This is a genomic window from Dictyoglomus sp. SSW, assembly GCF_055181335.1.
On record NZ_CM143705.1, the window covers coordinates 969,976 to 988,039 of the forward strand.

Annotated in this window: 14 protein-coding genes and 1 riboswitch; of the genes, 9 read left to right on the forward strand and 5 right to left on the reverse strand. The window is 31.5% G+C overall.

Annotation, left to right across the window (positions count from 1 at the left end; translation table 11 throughout):
• Positions 1 to 7: 7 nt before the first annotated feature.
• Entirely contained in the window at positions 8 to 481 is a 474-nt protein-coding gene (locus tag ACY3JM_RS04550) for a bifunctional nuclease family protein (protein WP_463082374.1), read from the reverse strand.
• A gap of 86 nt (positions 482 to 567) precedes the next feature.
• On the opposite strand from ACY3JM_RS04550, the gene ACY3JM_RS04555 reads away from it, so the two are divergent.
• Positions 568 to 1,440, forward strand: a complete 873-nt coding sequence (locus ACY3JM_RS04555; protein WP_463111074.1) for a DMT family transporter — start codon at positions 568 to 570, stop codon at positions 1,438 to 1,440.
• On the opposite strand, the gene ACY3JM_RS04560 is transcribed toward ACY3JM_RS04555, so the two are convergent.
• Together ACY3JM_RS04560 and ACY3JM_RS04565 are read right to left on the reverse strand one after the other, a co-directional pair.
• Positions 1,412 to 1,945 carry an ECF transporter S component gene (locus ACY3JM_RS04560; RefSeq protein ID WP_463082372.1) on the reverse strand — a complete coding sequence of 178 codons (534 nt, stop codon included), beginning with the start codon at positions 1,943 to 1,945 and terminating at the stop codon, positions 1,412 to 1,414. The two genes, ACY3JM_RS04555 and ACY3JM_RS04560, sit on opposite strands and share 29 nt — an antisense overlap.
• Before the next feature lie 75 nt (positions 1,946 to 2,020).
• Positions 2,021 to 2,188, reverse strand: a riboswitch (FMN riboswitch).
• A 42-nt stretch (positions 2,189 to 2,230) separates the two neighbouring features.
• On the reverse strand, positions 2,231 to 3,121 hold the full coding sequence (locus ACY3JM_RS04565; protein WP_463082371.1) for a DegV family protein: 891 nt from the start codon (positions 3,119 to 3,121) through the stop codon (positions 2,231 to 2,233).
• Positions 3,122 to 3,254: 133 nt separating this feature from the next.
• On the opposite strand from ACY3JM_RS04565, the gene ACY3JM_RS04570 reads away from it, so the two are divergent.
• Positions 3,255 to 5,540, forward strand: coding sequence for a glycoside hydrolase family 3 N-terminal domain-containing protein (locus tag ACY3JM_RS04570; RefSeq protein WP_463111075.1), 2,286 nt, complete (start codon positions 3,255 to 3,257; stop codon positions 5,538 to 5,540).
• A 32-nt stretch (positions 5,541 to 5,572) separates the two neighbouring features.
• Here the strand turns inward: ACY3JM_RS04570 and ACY3JM_RS04575 are convergent, their stop codons facing one another.
• Both ACY3JM_RS04575 and ACY3JM_RS04580 read right to left on the reverse strand, forming a co-directional pair.
• Positions 5,573 to 6,271, reverse strand: a complete 699-nt coding sequence (locus ACY3JM_RS04575) for an RraA family protein (RefSeq protein ID WP_463082369.1) — start codon at positions 6,269 to 6,271, stop codon at positions 5,573 to 5,575.
• A gap of 5 nt (positions 6,272 to 6,276) precedes the next feature.
• A complete protein-coding gene (locus ACY3JM_RS04580) occupies positions 6,277 to 6,711 on the reverse strand; it encodes a PPC domain-containing DNA-binding protein (RefSeq protein WP_463082368.1) in 435 nt (144 codons plus the stop codon).
• A gap of 143 nt (positions 6,712 to 6,854) precedes the next feature.
• Between ACY3JM_RS04580 and ACY3JM_RS04585 the strand changes: the two genes are divergently transcribed.
• From ACY3JM_RS04585 to ACY3JM_RS04615, 7 genes are all read left to right on the forward strand, one after another.
• The gene (locus ACY3JM_RS04585; protein WP_463082367.1) at positions 6,855 to 7,889 is read left to right on the forward strand and encodes a substrate-binding domain-containing protein; all 1,035 of its coding nucleotides are present in this window, start codon (positions 6,855 to 6,857) and stop codon (positions 7,887 to 7,889) included.
• 141 nt (positions 7,890 to 8,030) lie between these two features.
• Positions 8,031 to 9,227 (forward strand): maltose/maltodextrin ABC transporter substrate-binding protein MalE, encoded by a 1,197-nt coding sequence (gene malE / locus ACY3JM_RS04590; protein ID WP_463111076.1) that lies wholly within the window; start codon positions 8,031 to 8,033, stop codon positions 9,225 to 9,227.
• Positions 9,228 to 9,291: 64 nt separating this feature from the next.
• Entirely contained in the window at positions 9,292 to 11,019 is a 1,728-nt protein-coding gene (locus tag ACY3JM_RS04595) for an ABC transporter permease subunit (protein WP_463111077.1), read from the forward strand.
• A gap of 2 nt (positions 11,020 to 11,021) precedes the next feature.
• Entirely contained in the window at positions 11,022 to 13,421 is a 2,400-nt protein-coding gene (locus ACY3JM_RS04600) for a sugar ABC transporter permease (RefSeq protein ID WP_463082364.1), read from the forward strand.
• A gap of 20 nt (positions 13,422 to 13,441) precedes the next feature.
• Positions 13,442 to 15,295, forward strand: coding sequence for a glycosyl hydrolase 53 family protein (locus ACY3JM_RS04605; RefSeq protein WP_463082363.1), 1,854 nt, complete (start codon positions 13,442 to 13,444; stop codon positions 15,293 to 15,295).
• Between the two features lie 90 nt (positions 15,296 to 15,385).
• The gene (locus ACY3JM_RS04610) at positions 15,386 to 16,963 is read left to right on the forward strand and encodes an ABC transporter substrate-binding protein (protein ID WP_463082362.1); all 1,578 of its coding nucleotides are present in this window, start codon (positions 15,386 to 15,388) and stop codon (positions 16,961 to 16,963) included.
• A 92-nt stretch (positions 16,964 to 17,055) separates the two neighbouring features.
• Positions 17,056 to 18,060: an ABC transporter permease gene (locus tag ACY3JM_RS04615; RefSeq protein ID WP_463082361.1), complete on the forward strand. Its 1,005-nt coding sequence runs from the start codon at positions 17,056 to 17,058 to the stop codon at positions 18,058 to 18,060.
• Positions 18,061 to 18,064: the final 4 nt, after the last annotated feature.

Here is an 18,064-nt window from a genome sequence, read left to right on the forward strand (position 1 = left end):
CTCCTTCTTATTGTTTTTTGAATTCTTCAGGATTTAAATCTCTTAATAGTTTTGTTAATTCTTCTTCTGCATTATATTCCTCTACAAAACCAGCTTCTTCCAATACTTGGGAATCTACATAAATGGGAGATTGAGTTCTTAAAGCAAGGGCCATAGCATCAGAAGGTCTGGAGTCGATTTCTAATGTTTTATCGCTTACATTTAAGAAGATGGTCGCATAAAAAGTATTTTCTTTTAGGGAGTGTATATAAACTTTATCTACCTTTGCATTTAAAGATTCAATTATATTTTTTAGAAGGTCATGGGTAAGAGGTCTCCCTATATCTATTTTTTCCAAAGCAATAGCAATAGCATTTGCTTCAAAAGGACCTATCCATATTGGGAGGAATCTTTTTCCTTCTGGCTTTTCTCTTAAAAGAACAACAAACTGATTGGTTTGAGGATCTAAACTTAGCCCTGCTATATAAACCTCAACCATCATGATATTTCACCTCTTTTGATTGACCTTTTATCATATCTTAACCCAAATATGCTTATTTGTAAATCGTTGTGATATAATTCTGCTATATGATGAGAAAATTGGAAATTAAAGGTACATTAATTTTAATTTTTGTAACTTTAATATGGGGAAGTACATTTTCTTTGACGAAGATATCTTTAAAATATCTTACTCCTTTTTTTCTTTTATTTGTAAGATTCTTTTTGGGAAGTCTATCTTTAAGTATTTATTTCATAGCTAAAAGGGATCCTTTAACAATAAATTGGGCAGGATCAATTTTAGGAATTATTAATTTTTCAGCTATAGCTTTTCAAACTTTTGGATTAAGATCTACAACTGCTACTAAAGGTGCTTTTATAACTGGGCTTTCTGTTTTAATGGTACCATTTTTTGAAAGAATATTTTTGGGAAGTAAAATTGGTGTTAGATTATGGTTTTCGGTTTCTATAGCCTTCTTAGGATTAACTATGCTTACTGTCGATTTTAAGCAGATTGGTTATGTAAATTGGGGAGACTTCCTGGTTTTTATTTGCGCATTACTCTATGCTATCCAGATTGTCTATATTGCATATGTAGTTCATAAAAAAGAAGTTTTAGATCTTGCTTTTTCTGAACTCTTTTTAACAGCTCTTTTAGCATTATTGTTCCATATTTTTTTTGAAACAGGAAGTCTCCCTTTAAAAAGTATTTTTATATCTTTTCTTCCTGTTTTTTACTTAGGTACTATTGCTACTTCTTTAACTCTGACACTTCAACTTATAGGTCAAAAGTACCTTACTCCTACGAAATCAGCCTTAATATATAACTTAGAACCAGTTTTTGCTACTGTTTTTGCCTTTTTTATATTAAAAGAATCATTATCTTTTATTCAGTTTATTGGAGCTTTTCTTATACTCTTAGCTTTGTTCATTTCTATTCCTTCTTCTCCAATAGATAATTAGTTAATGTATTTATGGAGGAAATAAGATAAGCAATAATTGAATTGACACCAGCCTTAATTAAATTAAATGGAATTATCACTGGAATAATTAATGGAATAATACTACTTCTTGGTACTCCTAAGTAGATGGGAGTGAGTATTAAATTTGCAATTGCCATTGTTATAGCCATACTTATTGTTCCAAAAAATAGAGATAGAATTCTATTTTTTGTTTTTCTGTATAATATGCCAGCTACTGTTATTAAGGTGCCTGTGGCTATAAAATGCATAAGAGCTCCTATAGGTCCACCTTGGCCTGTGAATATGGCCATCAAAATTGCCACAATAAGAGTTGCAATGATACCCTCCGAAATACCATAATACAAAGCTATTAATAATAAAGGAATATCTCCTGGATCATACAATAAATAGGGGGCTTGGGGGAGAATGGGGAAATAGATTGTTATTGATAAGATGATAGATAAGGCTGTTAAGATAGAAATTGTTGTAAGCTTTTTAGTGGTCATGCTATCAACCTCCTTTTTTAGAATTAAAAAAGCCCTGGGGGTATTTACCCCCAGGGCTTTTTTTACAAATAAATAAATTACCTTCTCCCATCCGGACTATACCGTCGGCCCTGGATTCTCACCAGGTCTGCAAGCCAAAAGACTTGCTCGCAGGCTTAGGTATCTCTTGTAGAGATACCATCACTGCCGGTCGGGAATTGGGAAGAGCTTTATCTCTTCCCTCACCCTGCCCCGAAGGTAATACCTTGCCGATAATTTTAAATTAAATTATGGTTTTTGTCAAATTTACTCTATGGAAAGGGATGATGGATAGGCAATCACACCTACAGTGCCAGGTCCAGAATGAACACTTAGAGCCGCTGATAATTTATTAATAAGTACTTCTTTTATTTCAAAATATTTAGCAATTTCTTCTTTTAATTTCTGTACCTCTTCCCATGCATTTGCATGAAGTAATCCTATATTCAAACTGATTTTTTCTTTAAAAAAATCATGCATATGAAATATAATTTTTTGATAGGAATTAAGCCTTCCTCTTGCTTTATCTAAAGCAAAAAGGACTCCCTCTTTATCAATTGAAATTATGGGATTGATATTTAATATTTCAGCTAAAAGATACTTTGCTTTACCTATCCTTCCACCAGCTGCAAGATATTTTAATGTTTCATTAGTAAAAGCATGAAATAAGTTTTCTCTTATTTTTTGGATATGTTCTACTACTTCTTTTAGAGATAATCCTTTTAGTGCAGCTCGAGCAGCTTCTATAGCCATAAACCCAGTTCCTAACGAAACACTTTTAGAATCTATAACTTCTATTTCATAATTTGGATTTTCCTCTTTTAGTATAGATTTTGCTGTACTGGCTGATTGAAAAGCACCGCTTCCCCATGATGTTAAATGTATGCTTAAGACAGATAAGCCTTCTTCTAAAATTTTTTTAAATACCTCATAATATTCTCCTACACCAGGACATGCTGTTTTAGGAAGGTTATTTTCTGGAGCCTTTTTTAGATATTCCCAAACATCTTCAGGCTGAATATCAACATTTTCTTCATAAGATTTTCCATCCATATGAATATAGTAAGGAATTATATTAATATTAAGCCCTTTTCCTATCTCAGTAGGTATATCAGACGTAGTGTCTGTTACCACTTTAAATTTTATATTCTTATCCATAGTTACCTCCATAACAAAGTAGTCTTAAATAATAATAACATATATTATTTTGATTAGTAATTCTTTTTTGATTTTTTTATCCTATTAGTTTATAATTTAAGATAAAAACGTTTGCTTATAAGGAGGTATTATCATGGAAGAAAAAGAGTTAAGTAAAAAGGTTAAAGAATTAATTAAAAAGATGACTCTCGAAGAGAAGATTGCACAATTGCAAGCAGTATTTGCTAAAAATTTAGTAGATGATAATGGGGAATTTTCTGAGGAAAAAGCTCAAAAATATTTGAAATACGGAATTGGTCAAATTACAAGATTGGCTGGTGATAAGGGTGTAGAACCTGAGAAAGCAGTTATTTTGAGAAACAAGATTCAAAAGTTTCTTAAAGAAAAAACAAGACTTGGAATTCCTGCCATTATTCATGAGGAATGTCTTAGCGGATATTTAGCAAAGGGTGCTACTACTTTTCCACAAGCGATTGGTATGGCAAGCACCTTTGAACCAGATCTTATTCAGAAGGTTACTGATGTTATTAGGCAACAAATGAGGGCTGTAGGCGTTCACCAAGGATTAGCTCCAGTTCTTGATATCCCAAGAGATCCAAGATGGGGAAGAACAGAAGAAACTTTTGGAGAGGACCCGTATCTGGTTTCAAGAATGGCTTCAGCTTACGTGAAAGGACTTCAAGGTGAGGACTGGAAAGAAGGAATAGTTGCTACAATTAAGCATTTCACTGCTTATGGTATTTCTGAAGGTGCGAGAAATTTAGGACCAGCTAAAATTGGAGAAAGGGAACTTAGAGAAGTATTTCTTTTCCCATTTGAAGTGGCTGTAAAAGAGGCTCAAGCTGGTTCTTTAATGAATGCATACCATGAAATAGATGGTGTACCTTGTGCTTCATCTAAATTTTTGTTAACTAAAATATTAAGATGGGAATGGGGCTTTAAAGGGTTTGTGGTTTCTGATTATGTTGCTATTAGGATGTTAGAAAATTTTCATAGAGTGGCAAAGGATGCTAAAGAGGCTGCAGTTTTAGCCCTTGAAGCAGGAATTGATATTGAGTTACCCGAAATTGATTGTTATGGTGAACCTCTCATTCAAGCAGTAAAAGAAGGATTAATTTCAGAGGAAGTTATAGATACTTCTGTGGAGAGAGTATTGAGAGCAAAATTCCTTTTAGGCTTATTCGAAGAAGAAGAGAAAGAGCCTAAGAAAGTATATGAAACTTTTGATCTTCCTGAACATCGTGAACTGGCAAGAGATGTTGCTAGAAGATCAATTGTCTTACTTAAGAATAATGGAATTCTTCCTCTTCCAAAAGATATAAAATCTATTGCAGTTATAGGTCCTAATGCTGATAATCCAAGAAATCTACATGGTGATTATAGTTATACTGTACATATTCCATCTGTTTCTGAAACATTAGAAGGCCAGAAGATAGAAGAAGTATGTGCTGTACCAACAGTAAGTATACTTGAGGGAATAAAAAATAAAGTTTCTAAGAACACAGATATTCATTATGCTAAAGGATGTGATATAGTGGATGGTTCTGATGAAGATATAAGAAATGTCTTAGAAGAAGCTAAGAAGTCAGAAGTTATAATTGCTGTTATGGGAGAAGAGAGTGGTCTTTTCCATAGAGGTATATCTGGAGAAGGTAATGATAGATCAGAATTAGAACTTCCTGAGATCCAAAGGAAATTGCTCAAAGAGCTTAAGAAGTTAGGTAAACCTATTATACTTGTTCTTATCCATGGAAGACCATTGGCTTTGAAATGGGAAGATGAAAATATGGATGCTATTTTAACTGCTTGGTATCCAGGAGAAGAAGGAGGAAATGCAGTAGCTGATGTTATATTTGGTGATTACAATCCTTCAGGAAAACTTCCTATATCTTTTCCGGCTGTAACAGGTCAAATACCGGTATATTATAATAGAAAGCCTTCTGCCTTTACTGATTATGTTGATGCTAAAGCTAAAGCCCTATATCCTTTTGGTCATGGTCTATCTTATACAAATTTTGAATATTCCAATTTAGAGATAAAACCTCAAATAGTTAATTCCTTGGAATCTGTTGAAATAACTTTTAAAATAAAAAATGTAGGAAAACTAGCTGGAGAAGAAGTTGTACAACTTTATATACATGATGAAATAGCAAGCTTAGAAAGGCCAGTTAAAGAATTGAAGGGGTTCAAAAAGATTTATTTAAATCCTGGAGAAGAAAAGACTATTAAGTTTATTTTGTATCCTGAGCAACTTGCTTTCTATGATGAGTTTATGAGGTTTGTGGTAGAAAGAGGAAATTTTGAGGTAATGATTGGGTCTTCATCTGAAGACATCAAACTTAAAGGTAATTTCCAGATTAAAGAGACAAAAGTAATAACTGAGAAAAGAAAATTTTCAAGTGATGTAATAGTAAAATAGATAAAGAGGGAGGAGATTTCTCTCCTCCCTCTTTATTTTACTGTTTCATCATAGTTCCAGCCCATTATGTCATATAGTTTTCTTCTTCCCTCTTTATCCATTTCTAATTCTTTTCTGGCATACATAGCTACCTCAAAAGCTTTTTCACGGGGTACTATAACTACTCCATCCCCATCTGCTACTACAATATCACCTGGATTAACAATTACGCCTTCTATATTAACAGGAATATTCATTGCATCAAACTGCAACCTTCCAATTACTGTTTTCTGAGATATAAATTTACACCAAAAAGGAATCTTTTGTAATATTAATTCATCAGAATCTCTTGGACCTCCGTTGGTTAAATATCCAACTACTCCTTTAGTGAAACCTAATAGAGAGTTGTTTGATCCCATTAATCCTGCGTCTACACAACTTTGATCTATTACTATAAAATCTCCTTTTTTAATTGTATCTAACCATGGATATGTACATATATTGTTATAATAATAACCCATCCATTCAGCATATTCTTTTGGTGACATTCTGGGTATTTCTCCTTTATAAGGAAGATATCTAACAGTTTTTGCAATACCAACAATTCTTGTACGAAATAGAGGTTTTATAGTATAGGGAATACTATAATTATGATGTAACAAAAGATAATCAAGTCCATCTCTTACATCTGCCACTCTTAATCCCTCAAAAAGTTTCAAAAGTTCTTGATTTTCTTTATCATTGAAAACCATTTTGGTTATTCCTCCTCGATAATGTTTATATTTTTTTCATTGAGCCTTCTTTTAAGAGAAAAGTTATTCAATGTTAATAAGACAATTTCTGCTAGATACAATACTTGAGAATTAAACTCAATATGGCCTGAATATGTATTTTTTAAGTCTGAAGCTACGAAATGGAGATGTGGTTCATAGTTTATTATCATTCCTTGAAGAGAAGATAGTTCAAAAGGTCCTTCTAAAGATAGATATTCGTTTTCGGGATAAATGGATGTGGAAAGAACACGATGATATGTTAATTTTTTTAAGGTGCCAATTCCACTAATCACGCAAGCATTTTTAATATTATTGTTTTTAAGATAATCAACTATACTTTCAATGAGAAATTCTTCAGGATCCAGATTGATAATTATTATTTCATTTTTCTGGGTGTTAGCTTTTTTAAAAGCTCTCATATTTTGTCACCCCTTTAAATATGTTTATAGTTAAGATATTAAATTTAAACTTACACATAGTCAATCTTAAAAATAATTGACTTTTTTTTCTAATATGATACCTTTATATTTAAAGTGGTATTTAAATGGTATTGTGTTTAAAAATGAAGTTTAAACCATTAGTTAAAGAAAAAGTTAAAGAAGAAATATTAAAACTGATAGAAGAGAATAGAGGGTATGATTATGTAAAAATACCCTCAGAAAGAGACCTTTCTGAAACTTTTCAGGTTAGTCGTACTACTATACGTTCTGTAATAAAAGAGTTAATTAATTATGGATTACTTATTCAATTTCAAGGGAAAGGCACATATATTGTACCTAAGACTCGAGATAAAATTGTGCATATTTTATCCTCTCCTGACATAAAAAGCGATGATCCTTTTTATGCAAGGTTTTTTGTGGAGCTAACTAATATTTTTACTCTTAATGGTTTTAAGATCCTTTTTGTAAATGTAGAAAGTCTTACTAATGAAAGTAAAAAAAATAAAGATATCCCTATCGTTATGATAGGTCTTTTAAATGATGAATTAATAGAAAAAGTTAAGAGAAGTTATAAGTATATTTTGACCATAGAACAGTATATGAATCATGACGAGATTATACAAGTTTCTGTAGATGATTATAGGATAGGATGGATGGCTGCTGAAATTCTAATTAAGTCTGGATATTTATTTTTAATACATTTAGCAGGGCCAGAAAGATATACCGCATCTTATCTTAGAAAAATTGGGTTTTTAGATAGAGTGAAAAGTTCTACTAGAATAAATTATAGGGTTATAGAATCAAAAATGAATTATACATCAGGGTATATGATTGGCGATGAAATTTATAGTATATACAATAAAATTAGAGAGCCTATAGGTATTTTTACTGCAAATGATTGGATGGGAATTGGTTTAATACAAAGGTTAAAAGAGAAGAGATTAAATATTGGTAAAGAAATTGGTATAATAGGTTGTGATAATATTTCTCTTTCTACTGAAATTAAGCCTTCATTAACTACTTTTAAATGGGACGTAGAGAAGATAGTCAAAGAGATATTGAATATAATTATTGATATTAATCATGGCAAGAATATAACTCAAAAGAGGGTACTAATACCTGCTCAAGTTATATATAGGGATTCTTTGAGATTGTAATTGACAAATATGAGTAATCATTTATAATAATAAATTGGTATCAAAATGGTTTTAAATTGGCTTATAATTAATAAGTAAGGATAGGTAAAGCAAAAAATTTTTGGGGATTAACCTAAAAATTATTAAGAAAGGGGGTTCATTATGAAAAAACTGAGTAGTTTCCTATTAGTTGTACTGTTTTTGTTCTTAGCTATTAGTTTAACTGGAGCTCAAGCAAATAAGATTACTATTTGGTGTTCAGAAAAACAAGTGGATATTCTTCAAAGATTGGGAGAAGAGTTTAAAGCAAAATATGGTGTCAGTGTTGATGTTCAATATGTAGAATTTGGTTCTATAAAGCCTAATTTTCTTACGGCAGCTCCTCAAGGTAAAGGTGCAGATATAATTGTGGGAGCCCATGATTGGGTTGGTGAATTGGTGGTTAATGGTTTATTAGAACCAATTCCTCAATTTAAAGATCAGAATCAATTTTATAAAACTGCTCTTAACGCTTTCTCTTATGGTGGTAAATTATATGGATTACCATATGCAATGGAAGCTATAGCTCTTATTTATAATAAAGATTATGTAAAACTACCACCTTCTACTTTTGAAGCTTTAATAAGCACAGCTAAGAGAATAAATACCGCTTATAAAGGAAAGGTTAGAGGATTTATAACAAGTGCTGCAGAATTTTATTATGTTGCTCCTGTAATTTTTGGATATGGTGGGTATGTATTTAAAGAAACACCAAAGGGTCTTGATGTAACAGATATTGGTCTTGCAAATCCTGGTGCTATTAAAGGGGCAAAGTTATGGAAGAAACTTGTAGATGAGGGCATTTTAACACCTGGAGATAACTATCAGATAATGGATTCAATGTTTAAAGAAGGTAAAGCTGCAATGATTATTAATGGGCCATGGGCAGTAAAAGCTTATAAAGATGCCGGTGTAAACTATGGAGTAACCGTAATACCAGCACTTGAAAAAGGAATCGTAGCAAAACCCTTTGTAGGTGTACAAGGATTTATGATTAATGCTAAATCACCTAATAAGATTCTTGCTCGTGATTTCCTTATAAATTATGTGGCAACTAAAGATACAATGTATAAGATTTATTTGGCAGATCCAAGACTTCCTGCAAGAAAAGATGTTCTTTCATTAGTAAAAGATAATCCAGATATTGTTGGATTCACTAAGAGTGCTGCTAATGGAATTCCAATGCCCAATGTACCTGAGATGGCCTCTGTATGGAGTGCAATGAATGATGCATTGAATCTTATAATTAATAACAAGGCTACCCCAGAAGAAGCTTTAGAAAATGCTGTCAAAGCTATAAAGGCTCAAATTAAGAAGTAGTAAACTTTTAAAAGGGGCCTAAGGATTATGTTCTTAGGCTCCTTTTTTTATAGGAGGGATGATTTTGAGGGGCTTTTTAAAAATTTTTTTATGGTTAGTTATTGCTATAGTTAATGGTATCCTTTTTTGGGGTGGTGTTTATTTAATTCAAAATTATTATTTTGAACTTGGAGTTATTATTATATCAGCTCTTTTATTAATTGATTTTTTTATTTTTAACCCAAAGTGCTATCCTTATAGATATACTATCCCAGCTCTAATTTTTCTGTTTCTTCTCGTTTTGTACCCTATATACTTTACTATAAAAACTGCCTTTACAAACTATGGGACAGGTCATATATTTACAAGGCAAGAATCTTTAGAGAAAATTTTATATGATCCAAATTATACTTATGTTGTGGATAAAAAGCCTATAAACTTTAAAATATTTACTACTTATGATAATTTTAAACCTACAGAAGATTTTGTTCTACTTTTTAATATTAATAATGAAACCTTTATAGGTACTGTTCCTGTACCTGTTAAGCAAAGAGGGAGAGAAATACTTTTAAGAGAAGGTAAACTCTATAAATTATCGACATCAAAAATCAATATTAATGGTAATGTTTATGAATTCATTCCTGAACCATCATTTTCTAAAATAGAAAAAATTATTTCTACTAATAAAATATACAAACCATTATATTCTCTAAATGATAATAATTTAGAAAAGAGTTCTTATTATTTTACTTTGCTTATACAAAAGTTTCTTGCTAATGCAGAATATATAACCCCAGAAGGAAAGATAATTAGTGTGAAAGTTGATGAGGATGGAAAATGGAAATTTTTTACTATAGAACGACTTTATAGATTGACTTATGAAGATGTAGAAGAAAACGGCAAAAAGATTACAAAAATGGTAATTATAAACACAAAAACAAATAAGCCTTTAATTGAGGAGGAAGGATCTTTCTATGATGTAGATGAAAATGGTAATAAGATATTTCTTGTTGGTTATACTGCTTGTGTAGGGTTTAAAAATTTTTCAAGAATTTTTACCGATGAAAGGATATCTAGTCCTTTCTTTAAGATATTTTTATGGACTGTAGAATGGTCTCTTTTTACAGTTTTATTTTCTTTTTCAATTGGTCTTGCCTTTGCTTTAGTTTTAAATAATAGAAAACTTAAAGGAAGAAACATATATAGAACTCTTTTAATAATTCCTTGGGCTATTCCTTATTTCATATCAGTCTTAACATGGAAAAATGGAATATTTAATGAAACATATGGCATATTGAATAAAATTATTTTACCTTACTTGGGGCTTAATCCGATAAAATGGTTTAATGATCCTTTTTGGGCTAAAGTGATTTGTATTGTTGTTAACACTTGGCTAACCTTTCCATATATGATGACCATATCCTTAGGAGCACTACAATCTATTCCAGATGATTTGTATGAAGCAGCTGCTATAGATGGAGCAGGAAAATTAAGTAGGTTTAGATATGTAACTTTTCCTTTGTTACTTTCTATTATTGCTCCACTTTTAATAAGTAGTTTTGCATATACTTTTAATAACTTCACTCTTATATATTTATTAACTGGGGGCGGACCACCAATGGTAGGTTCAACTACTCCGGCAGGTCATACAGATATTCTAATATCTTATGTATATAAATTAGCATTTGAGGGAAGAGGTCAGGAATTTGGTTTTGCGAGCGCAATTTCCATTTTGATTTTCTTCTTAGTGGCTGGTATAAGCTTGGTTAATTTTAAAATATCAGGAGCTTTTGAGGAAGTAAGAGGTGAATGAGAATGATAGTAAAGAGGGGGCATATTATTACCCATATTATACTGTGGATTCTTATTCCCATAATACTTTTTCCTGTAGTATGGATTGTATCAACATCTTTAAGAAGAGATGAGGCTGCTTTTTCTACAAGGCTTTTTTCCTCCAGAATTTCCATTCAAAATTATAAGGATTTACTTATCCCTGAAAAAAATATGCCTGTTTTAGCTCAAGAGTTACAGAATTTAATTATGGTTACCCCACCTTATGACAAATGGGATAAAAACAAAATAGAAAAAGAAATTCAAAAAGATATATCTTATTTGAAAGTATATGTGAAAGAGACAAAAGATAGGCAAAAGAATGCATCAGAAGCATTTTATAAAATTAGAGATTATATGGCATCAAAAAATGAGAAACTAAAACATGATATTATTGCAATTTTGGAAGATCTAAGAGGATATTTAGAAAAAAATCTTCCAAAAGAGGAATCAAAAAATGAAAATTTTAAATTGGCTATCGCTACAATCCTTTATAAAAAAGATTTTGATAAAGATACAATATTAATTTTTAAAGATGATTTGGAGAAGCTTTTTGGTTTAAAAATCTCCTCAGAAGAAGATATTAAAAAGATAACCTCTCTCTTAGGAAAATACTACAAGCAAAAAATAGAAAAAAGTAATATTAAGTTAAGAGAGCTGGATAGGATTATTGGTTTAAATCAAGAAAGGTATGATAGATTGCTTAGTGAATATACATATTTGCAAGACAGGGTTCTAAACATTAACAATAAGATAACAAATGATATTCTCAAAGAGATTTTAACTTTTGATAAAGAACTAGAAAAAATAGTTGAAGACAATCATTTATCATATGTTAATGTGGCATATAAACATTCTATAAATCATACAATTACAGACATAAAACAAGTTACAGAAAATATCTCTAAGTATCCTGATTTGTATGAAGTTAAAAGAGCATTAGATAACGTTAGTGCAAAATTAGCCTTAGTAAAAAAATCGGATTATAAAAGAATTGATAATATTTTGTATAATTTGAAATTGCTTCTTAAAGAACTTGATAAAAATGTAGAGATTCTTCAAGAGAAAAATAGAAAAGTTGCCCTTATAAAACAAGAAAATGAATTTTTAGAGATTGAAAAGGAACTTACTCAGGGGGAATTAGAAAAACAAGAAGAGAATATTAAACCTTTTACAAGATATGGACAGTTAAAAATCTTTATATCAGATTTAGAGAAAGATATTGAGAAAATAGAAGGAGCTAAAAGTTTTAATAATTTTCTTGAATTAACATACCCTTTGAGTAATAAATTCAGGGAATTTGCAACTTCTTATATCATTGATTTTGGTCGAGATAATCTGATCATGAATGTTGAGCAAACAGCGGATAAGTTAAAGTGGCTTAATGATTTTAAAATCTTTTACGAAAAATTCAATCTTTTTTCAATAAATCTAAATCTTGTTACAGAAAGATCAGATTCTCTTATTTATGCTATTGATAAAAAATGGAAAGAAGTTTTTGAAGAATCTTTTAAGGGAGAAAAAAGCTATCTATCCGAAGTTGATGATTTATACAATTTGAGTAAAACTGATTTTGTTAATATGGTAAGCTCAAATCTCAATATTGTCTCGAAAAAAGCTGGAGAATTGATGGATAATATGCCATACAGAGAGATTAAAGGTTATTTAAGGAAAATTGATAACGAAATATTTCGAATAGATCAAATATGGAAACAAAAAACAAAACATTATTTCTTAAGATGGGTAAGAAATTCTATTATAGTTTCTGGAGTGTCAGCTATAATTACAACCTTTATTTGTGCTTTAGCAGCATATCCATTCAGTAGAATGAGATTTTGGGGAAGAAGGTATGGTATTCTTACCCTCCTTCTTATACAGATGTTCCCAAGTGCTGTATATATGATAGCTATATATAGCTTACTTAATCTTCTTGGAAAATTTATTCCATTTTTAGGTCTTGATACTCTTTCGGGTTTGACTTTCGTTTATTTGGGAAATATTGCTTATAACATGTTCCTTATAAAGGGTTACTATGATACTATTCCTGACTCTTTAGAAGAATCAGCAATGATAGATGGAGCAACAAGATTTCAAACTTTTTATAAGATAATACTTCCTTTAGCAAGACCAATACTTACAGTAGTGGTAATACTAACATTCATGAATGTGTTTAACGAATTTATCTTTGCAAGAATTATTCTTCAAGATGCTCAGAAATATACATATGCAATAGGGCTTTGGACCTTTTCTTCAGGTCCTTATATGACTGAGTGGGGTCTTTTTACAGCTGCTGCCCTATTAGGTATGCTTCCTATGACTATTCTATTCCTTTCATTGCAAAAGTATATAGTTAGTGGTCTTACAAAGGGTGCTGTTAAAGGATAAAATTTGGGAGGTGAGATGTAATGAAAAAAATAATATTTCTTTTAATTTTATTGGGGGTTACGATGATTCTCATGGATAGTTATGGAGAAGATAAAATTTTTATAAATCCAATAGAGGGATTATCAAAGGATTTTATAAAGGGTGTTGATATATCCATGTTATATGAAGTAGAAGCTAAGGGTGGGAAATTTTATGACAATGGAGTGCAAAAGGATCCATTACAGATTTTGAAGGATCATGGGGTCAATTGGGTTAGAGTTAGGATTTGGAATGATCCGTATGATGAAAAAGGAAATCCATATGGTGGGGGTATTTGTGATTATAAAAGGATGACAGAGCTTGTTAAAAGAGCTAAAACTCTTGGACTAAAAGTACTTGTAGATTTCCATTATAGTGATTTTTGGGCAGATCCTGGTAAACAGGAGAAACCAAAGGCATGGAAAAATTTAAAAGGATCCCAATTAATAAAAGCAGTTTCTGACTTTACATATAATGTACTTAAACATATGAAAGACAATAAAGCATTGCCTGATATGGTACAAATTGGTAATGAAGTTAATAATGGATTTTTATGGCCTGATGGTAAGCTTATAGGTGATGATGCAGGAGGTTTTGAAACCTTTGTTAAACTTTTTAATGCAGGTGCAAGTGCTGTAAGAAGAATTGATAAGAATATAAAAGTGGCTGTTCATTTAGCAGAAGGAGGAAATAGTTCCCTGTTTAAATGGTTTTTGGCAAATGTTTCTGGCCTGAAGATGGATTTTGATGTTATTGGAGTATCTTATTACCCATATTGGCATGGCACCTTGGAAGAGTTAAAGGAAAATCTTAATGATATAGCAGTAAGATATAATAAGAAAATTGCTGTTTTTGAAACAGCCTATGCATGGACTCTTGAAGATGGTGATAATCATCCAAATATATTTGGTGGAGATTTATGGATGATAGGTGGATATAAACCCACTGTTCAAGGGCAAGCTACAGCAATAAGAGATATTATGGAGGTTGTGGCTCAAATTCCAAATAATAAAGGTTTGGGCATATTTTATTGGGAAGGTTGCTGGATTCCAGTAAATAGTGCAGGATGGAAAGTTGGGGAAGGTAATCCATGGGATAACCAAACCTTATTTGATTTCAAAGGTAATGTATTACCATCTCTTGATGTCTTTAACTTAGTTTATGGACATCAAAAAATAGATGTAAAAGTAGTAGATATTTTATCTGATGTAAAAATAAAGATTTCTACAGGAGAGATTCCTAAACTTCCAGAAAAGGTTAAAGTGCTTTTCAATGATGATTCTATAAGGAATTTCAAAGTTACATGGGATGCTATAGATAATAAACTATTAAGTGTTCCTGGAGAATTTAAATTGAGGGGAAAGATAGAAGGTATAGATAAGGAAATATATGCTCAGATATCAGTATCTGGGGAGAAGAATTATGTACCTAATTGGAGCTTTGAATCGGGAACTATAGATCCTTGGATAGTAGAAGGAGATAAGATGGCAGTTAAGGTTGTTAAGGCTACTCCACCTCAAAATGCAAAAACAGGGGAGTATGCGATAAATTACTGGTTAGATAGACCATTTAAATTTGAAATGAACTTAGTGATTAAAGATTTAAAACCTGGTAAGTATAGAGTGAGTTTTTGGATTCATGGTGGTGGAGGAGAAAACCTTCTTAGATTTAAAGTGAGTGGTTACGGAAAAGAAGAAAAGTATATAGATATTGTAAATACTGGATGGTTGAAATGGAGTAATCCTACCATCAGGGATATAAATGTAACGACAGGTGAAATAAAGATTAGTATAATTGTTGAGGGAAATTCAGGAAATTGGGCTTGGATAGATGATTTTGAAGTTAAAGAAGAATAATATATAATCATAATAACTTAGGACAATGATGCCTTAAGAGAGAATAAAGAGAATGGGGAGGGGGAGTAAGATTTTATGGGAGGTGTCAGGATGCGTAAGTTTTTGGTCCTCTTTTTATGTTTAATGTTATTTGTTAATTTTGCTAATTCCCAAACTCCAAAAAAGGGTGGAACCTTAGTTTTTGGAAGAGGTGGGGACTCTGTTAAATTGGATCCCATTAATGTTACTGATGGCGAATCTCTAAGAGTTACACATCAAATATTTGATACTCTTGTTAAGTACAAGCCAGAAAATACAGAGATTTTGCCAAGTCTTGCTATTAAATGGACAGTTTCGAAGGATCAAAAAACATGGACTTTTACATTGAGAAAAAATATTAAATTCCATGATGGTACTGATTTTGATGCTTATGCTGTTAAATTTAACTTTGACCGATGGATGGATCCTAAGAATCCTTATCATATTGGTGGCGAATTCGAATATTGGGGGTATATGTTTGGTGGATTTCCAGGAATTGTAAAAACTGTCTCTGTTGTTGATAAATATACAGTAAAAATTACTTTAACAAAACCTTTAGCCCCATTTCTCTCTAACCTTGCTATGCCTTGTTTTGCTATTGCAAGCCCAACTGCAATTAAGAAATATAAGGAAGATTTCTTTAAAAATCCTGTAGGTACTGGTCCTTTTAAATTTGTTTCTTGGAGTAAGGGAGATAAGATAGTACTTTCAGCAAATAAAAATTACTGGGATGGAGCCCCCTATATTGATAAAATTATTTTTAGATCAATACCGGATAATTCTGCAAGATTTATGGAATTAGAAGCTGGCACGGTGGATATTATTGATGGTTTAAATCCAGAGGATGTAGAAAGGGTCAAACTAAATAAAAATTTACAATTGTTTGTCAGACCAAGTTTGAATGTTGGATATCTTGCTATGAATATGGATAAAAAACCTTTTAATGATTTAAGAGTAAGGCTTGCTATAAATTACGCAATTGACAAGAAAGCAATTGTGGATGCTTTTTATCCAAAAGGCTTAGCAATCGTGGCTAAGAATCCTATACCACCCACCTTATGGGGTTACAATGATAAAATACAAGATTATCCATATGATCCAGAAAAAGCCAAGAAATTGTTAGCTGAGGCAGGATATCCTAATGGCTTTAAAACCACATTATGGGCTATGCCAGTAAACAGGCCATATAATCCTCAACCAATGAAAATAGCAGAAGCTGTTCAGAGCTATTTAAAGGCTGTGGGTATTGATGCAGAAATAGTTACTTATGATTGGGGTACTTACTTACAAAAAACAGAAAATGGTGAACATGATATGGCTTTCTTAGGATGGACAGGAGATAATGGAGATCCAGACAATTTCTTCTATGTTTTATTAGATAAGGATAATGCTGTAAAAGGTAGTTCTGGAAATATTGCTTTTTACAGATCTGATGAGTTGCATGAGATACTTATAAAAGCACAGACCATATCTGGCCAAAAAGAGAGGGCTAAATTGTATGAAAAGGCATGTGAAATAGTACACAGAGATGCTCCATGGGTGATAATAGCTCATACAATGCCACCTCTTGCAGGAAAGAAGAATGTAAAAAATTATATTCCACATCCAACTGGTAGTGAACCATTGTATCGTGTATGGAAAGAACAATAAATTTATCATTTAGTACAAAGGGGGAGGAGAATACCACTTTCCCCCTTTTAAAATATATATGCTTTAAATTAAACAAATAATTAGGGGAAAGAATGAAAAAATATATAGTAAGAAGGTTATTACTTTTAATTCCAATATTAATTGGAGTTTCCTTTTTTGCTTTTATGTTTATTAGACTGATTCCTGGGGATCCTGCAAGGATTATGTTAGGTGAAAGAGCTACTGCAGAAGAAATCACAAGAATTAGAAAAGAGCTTGGGCTTGATAAACCTATAATTTTACAATATCTAATTTTCTTAAGTAATGCTACAAAGGGAGATTTAGGAAGATCTATAATAACAAGAGAAAAAGTTATTTCTGAAATTATGCAAAGGTTTCCTGCTACTATTGAATTGACACTTTTTGCAATGTTAATAGCAAGTTCATTAGGTATATTTTTAGGAGTATTAGCATCTATTAAACCAGGCTCCTTAATAGATACTCTGGTTATGTTTTTAGCTTTAATAGGTGTTTCTATACCAATATTTTGGCTTGGTTTAATGTTGATTTGGTTTGGTTCTTTGGTTCTTGGTTGGTTTCCCCCATCGGGAAGATTAGATATAAGTATTGATCTTAAGGTGATAACAAATTTTTATTTGATTGACAGCTTATTAACTTTTAACTTTAGAGCTTTTATAGATGCGTTGTATCATCTAGTCCTTCCAGGTTTTGCTTTATCCACTGTTCCTATGGCAACAATTGCAAGAATGACAAGATCAAGCATGTTAGAAGTCTTAAACCAAGAATATATATTAGCTGAATATGCAAAAGGTTTGCCTAAGAAGAAGATAATCATGAAATCTGCTTTAAGAAATGCTTTAATTCCAATAATAACTATAATAGGGCTTGAATTTGGTTTCCTTCTTGGAGGAGCAATAATGACAGAGACGATTTTTTCATGGCCAGGCATGGGAAGGTTAGTTTATGATGCAATAATGTCAAGGGATTATCCGTTGATTCAAGGTTGTATTTTATTGTCTTCTTTGTTGTTTGTATTTATAAATCTAATTGTTGACATTTTATATGCATTTATAGACCCAAGGATTAGATATGAATAGGAGG

What these genes read in the sequence shown, in the direction of transcription:
- ACY3JM_RS04610 (WP_463082362.1), top strand. Translation starts at nt 15,386, where the DNA reads ATGCGTAAGTTTTTGGTCCTCTTTTTATGTTTAATGTTATTTGTTAAT.
- ACY3JM_RS04605 (WP_463082363.1), top strand. Translation starts at nt 13,442, where the DNA reads ATGAAAAAAATAATATTTCTTTTAATTTTATTGGGGGTTACGATGATT.
- ACY3JM_RS04555 (WP_463111074.1), top strand. Translation starts at nt 568, where the DNA reads ATGATGAGAAAATTGGAAATTAAAGGTACATTAATTTTAATTTTTGTA.
- ACY3JM_RS04560 (WP_463082372.1), bottom strand. Translation starts at nt 1,945, where the DNA reads ATGACCACTAAAAAGCTTACAACAATTTCTATCTTAACAGCCTTATCT.
- malE (WP_463111076.1), top strand. Translation starts at nt 8,031, where the DNA reads ATGAAAAAACTGAGTAGTTTCCTATTAGTTGTACTGTTTTTGTTCTTA.
- ACY3JM_RS04585 (WP_463082367.1), top strand. Translation starts at nt 6,855, where the DNA reads ATGAAGTTTAAACCATTAGTTAAAGAAAAAGTTAAAGAAGAAATATTA.
- ACY3JM_RS04580 (WP_463082368.1), bottom strand. Translation starts at nt 6,711, where the DNA reads ATGAGAGCTTTTAAAAAAGCTAACACCCAGAAAAATGAAATAATAATT.
- ACY3JM_RS04570 (WP_463111075.1), top strand. Translation starts at nt 3,255, where the DNA reads ATGGAAGAAAAAGAGTTAAGTAAAAAGGTTAAAGAATTAATTAAAAAG.
- ACY3JM_RS04575 (WP_463082369.1), bottom strand. Translation starts at nt 6,271, where the DNA reads ATGGTTTTCAATGATAAAGAAAATCAAGAACTTTTGAAACTTTTTGAG.
- ACY3JM_RS04600 (WP_463082364.1), top strand. Translation starts at nt 11,022, where the DNA reads ATGATAGTAAAGAGGGGGCATATTATTACCCATATTATACTGTGGATT.
- ACY3JM_RS04550 (WP_463082374.1), bottom strand. Translation starts at nt 481, where the DNA reads ATGATGGTTGAGGTTTATATAGCAGGGCTAAGTTTAGATCCTCAAACC.
- ACY3JM_RS04615 (WP_463082361.1), top strand. Translation starts at nt 17,056, where the DNA reads ATGAAAAAATATATAGTAAGAAGGTTATTACTTTTAATTCCAATATTA.
- ACY3JM_RS04565 (WP_463082371.1), bottom strand. Translation starts at nt 3,121, where the DNA reads ATGGATAAGAATATAAAATTTAAAGTGGTAACAGACACTACGTCTGAT.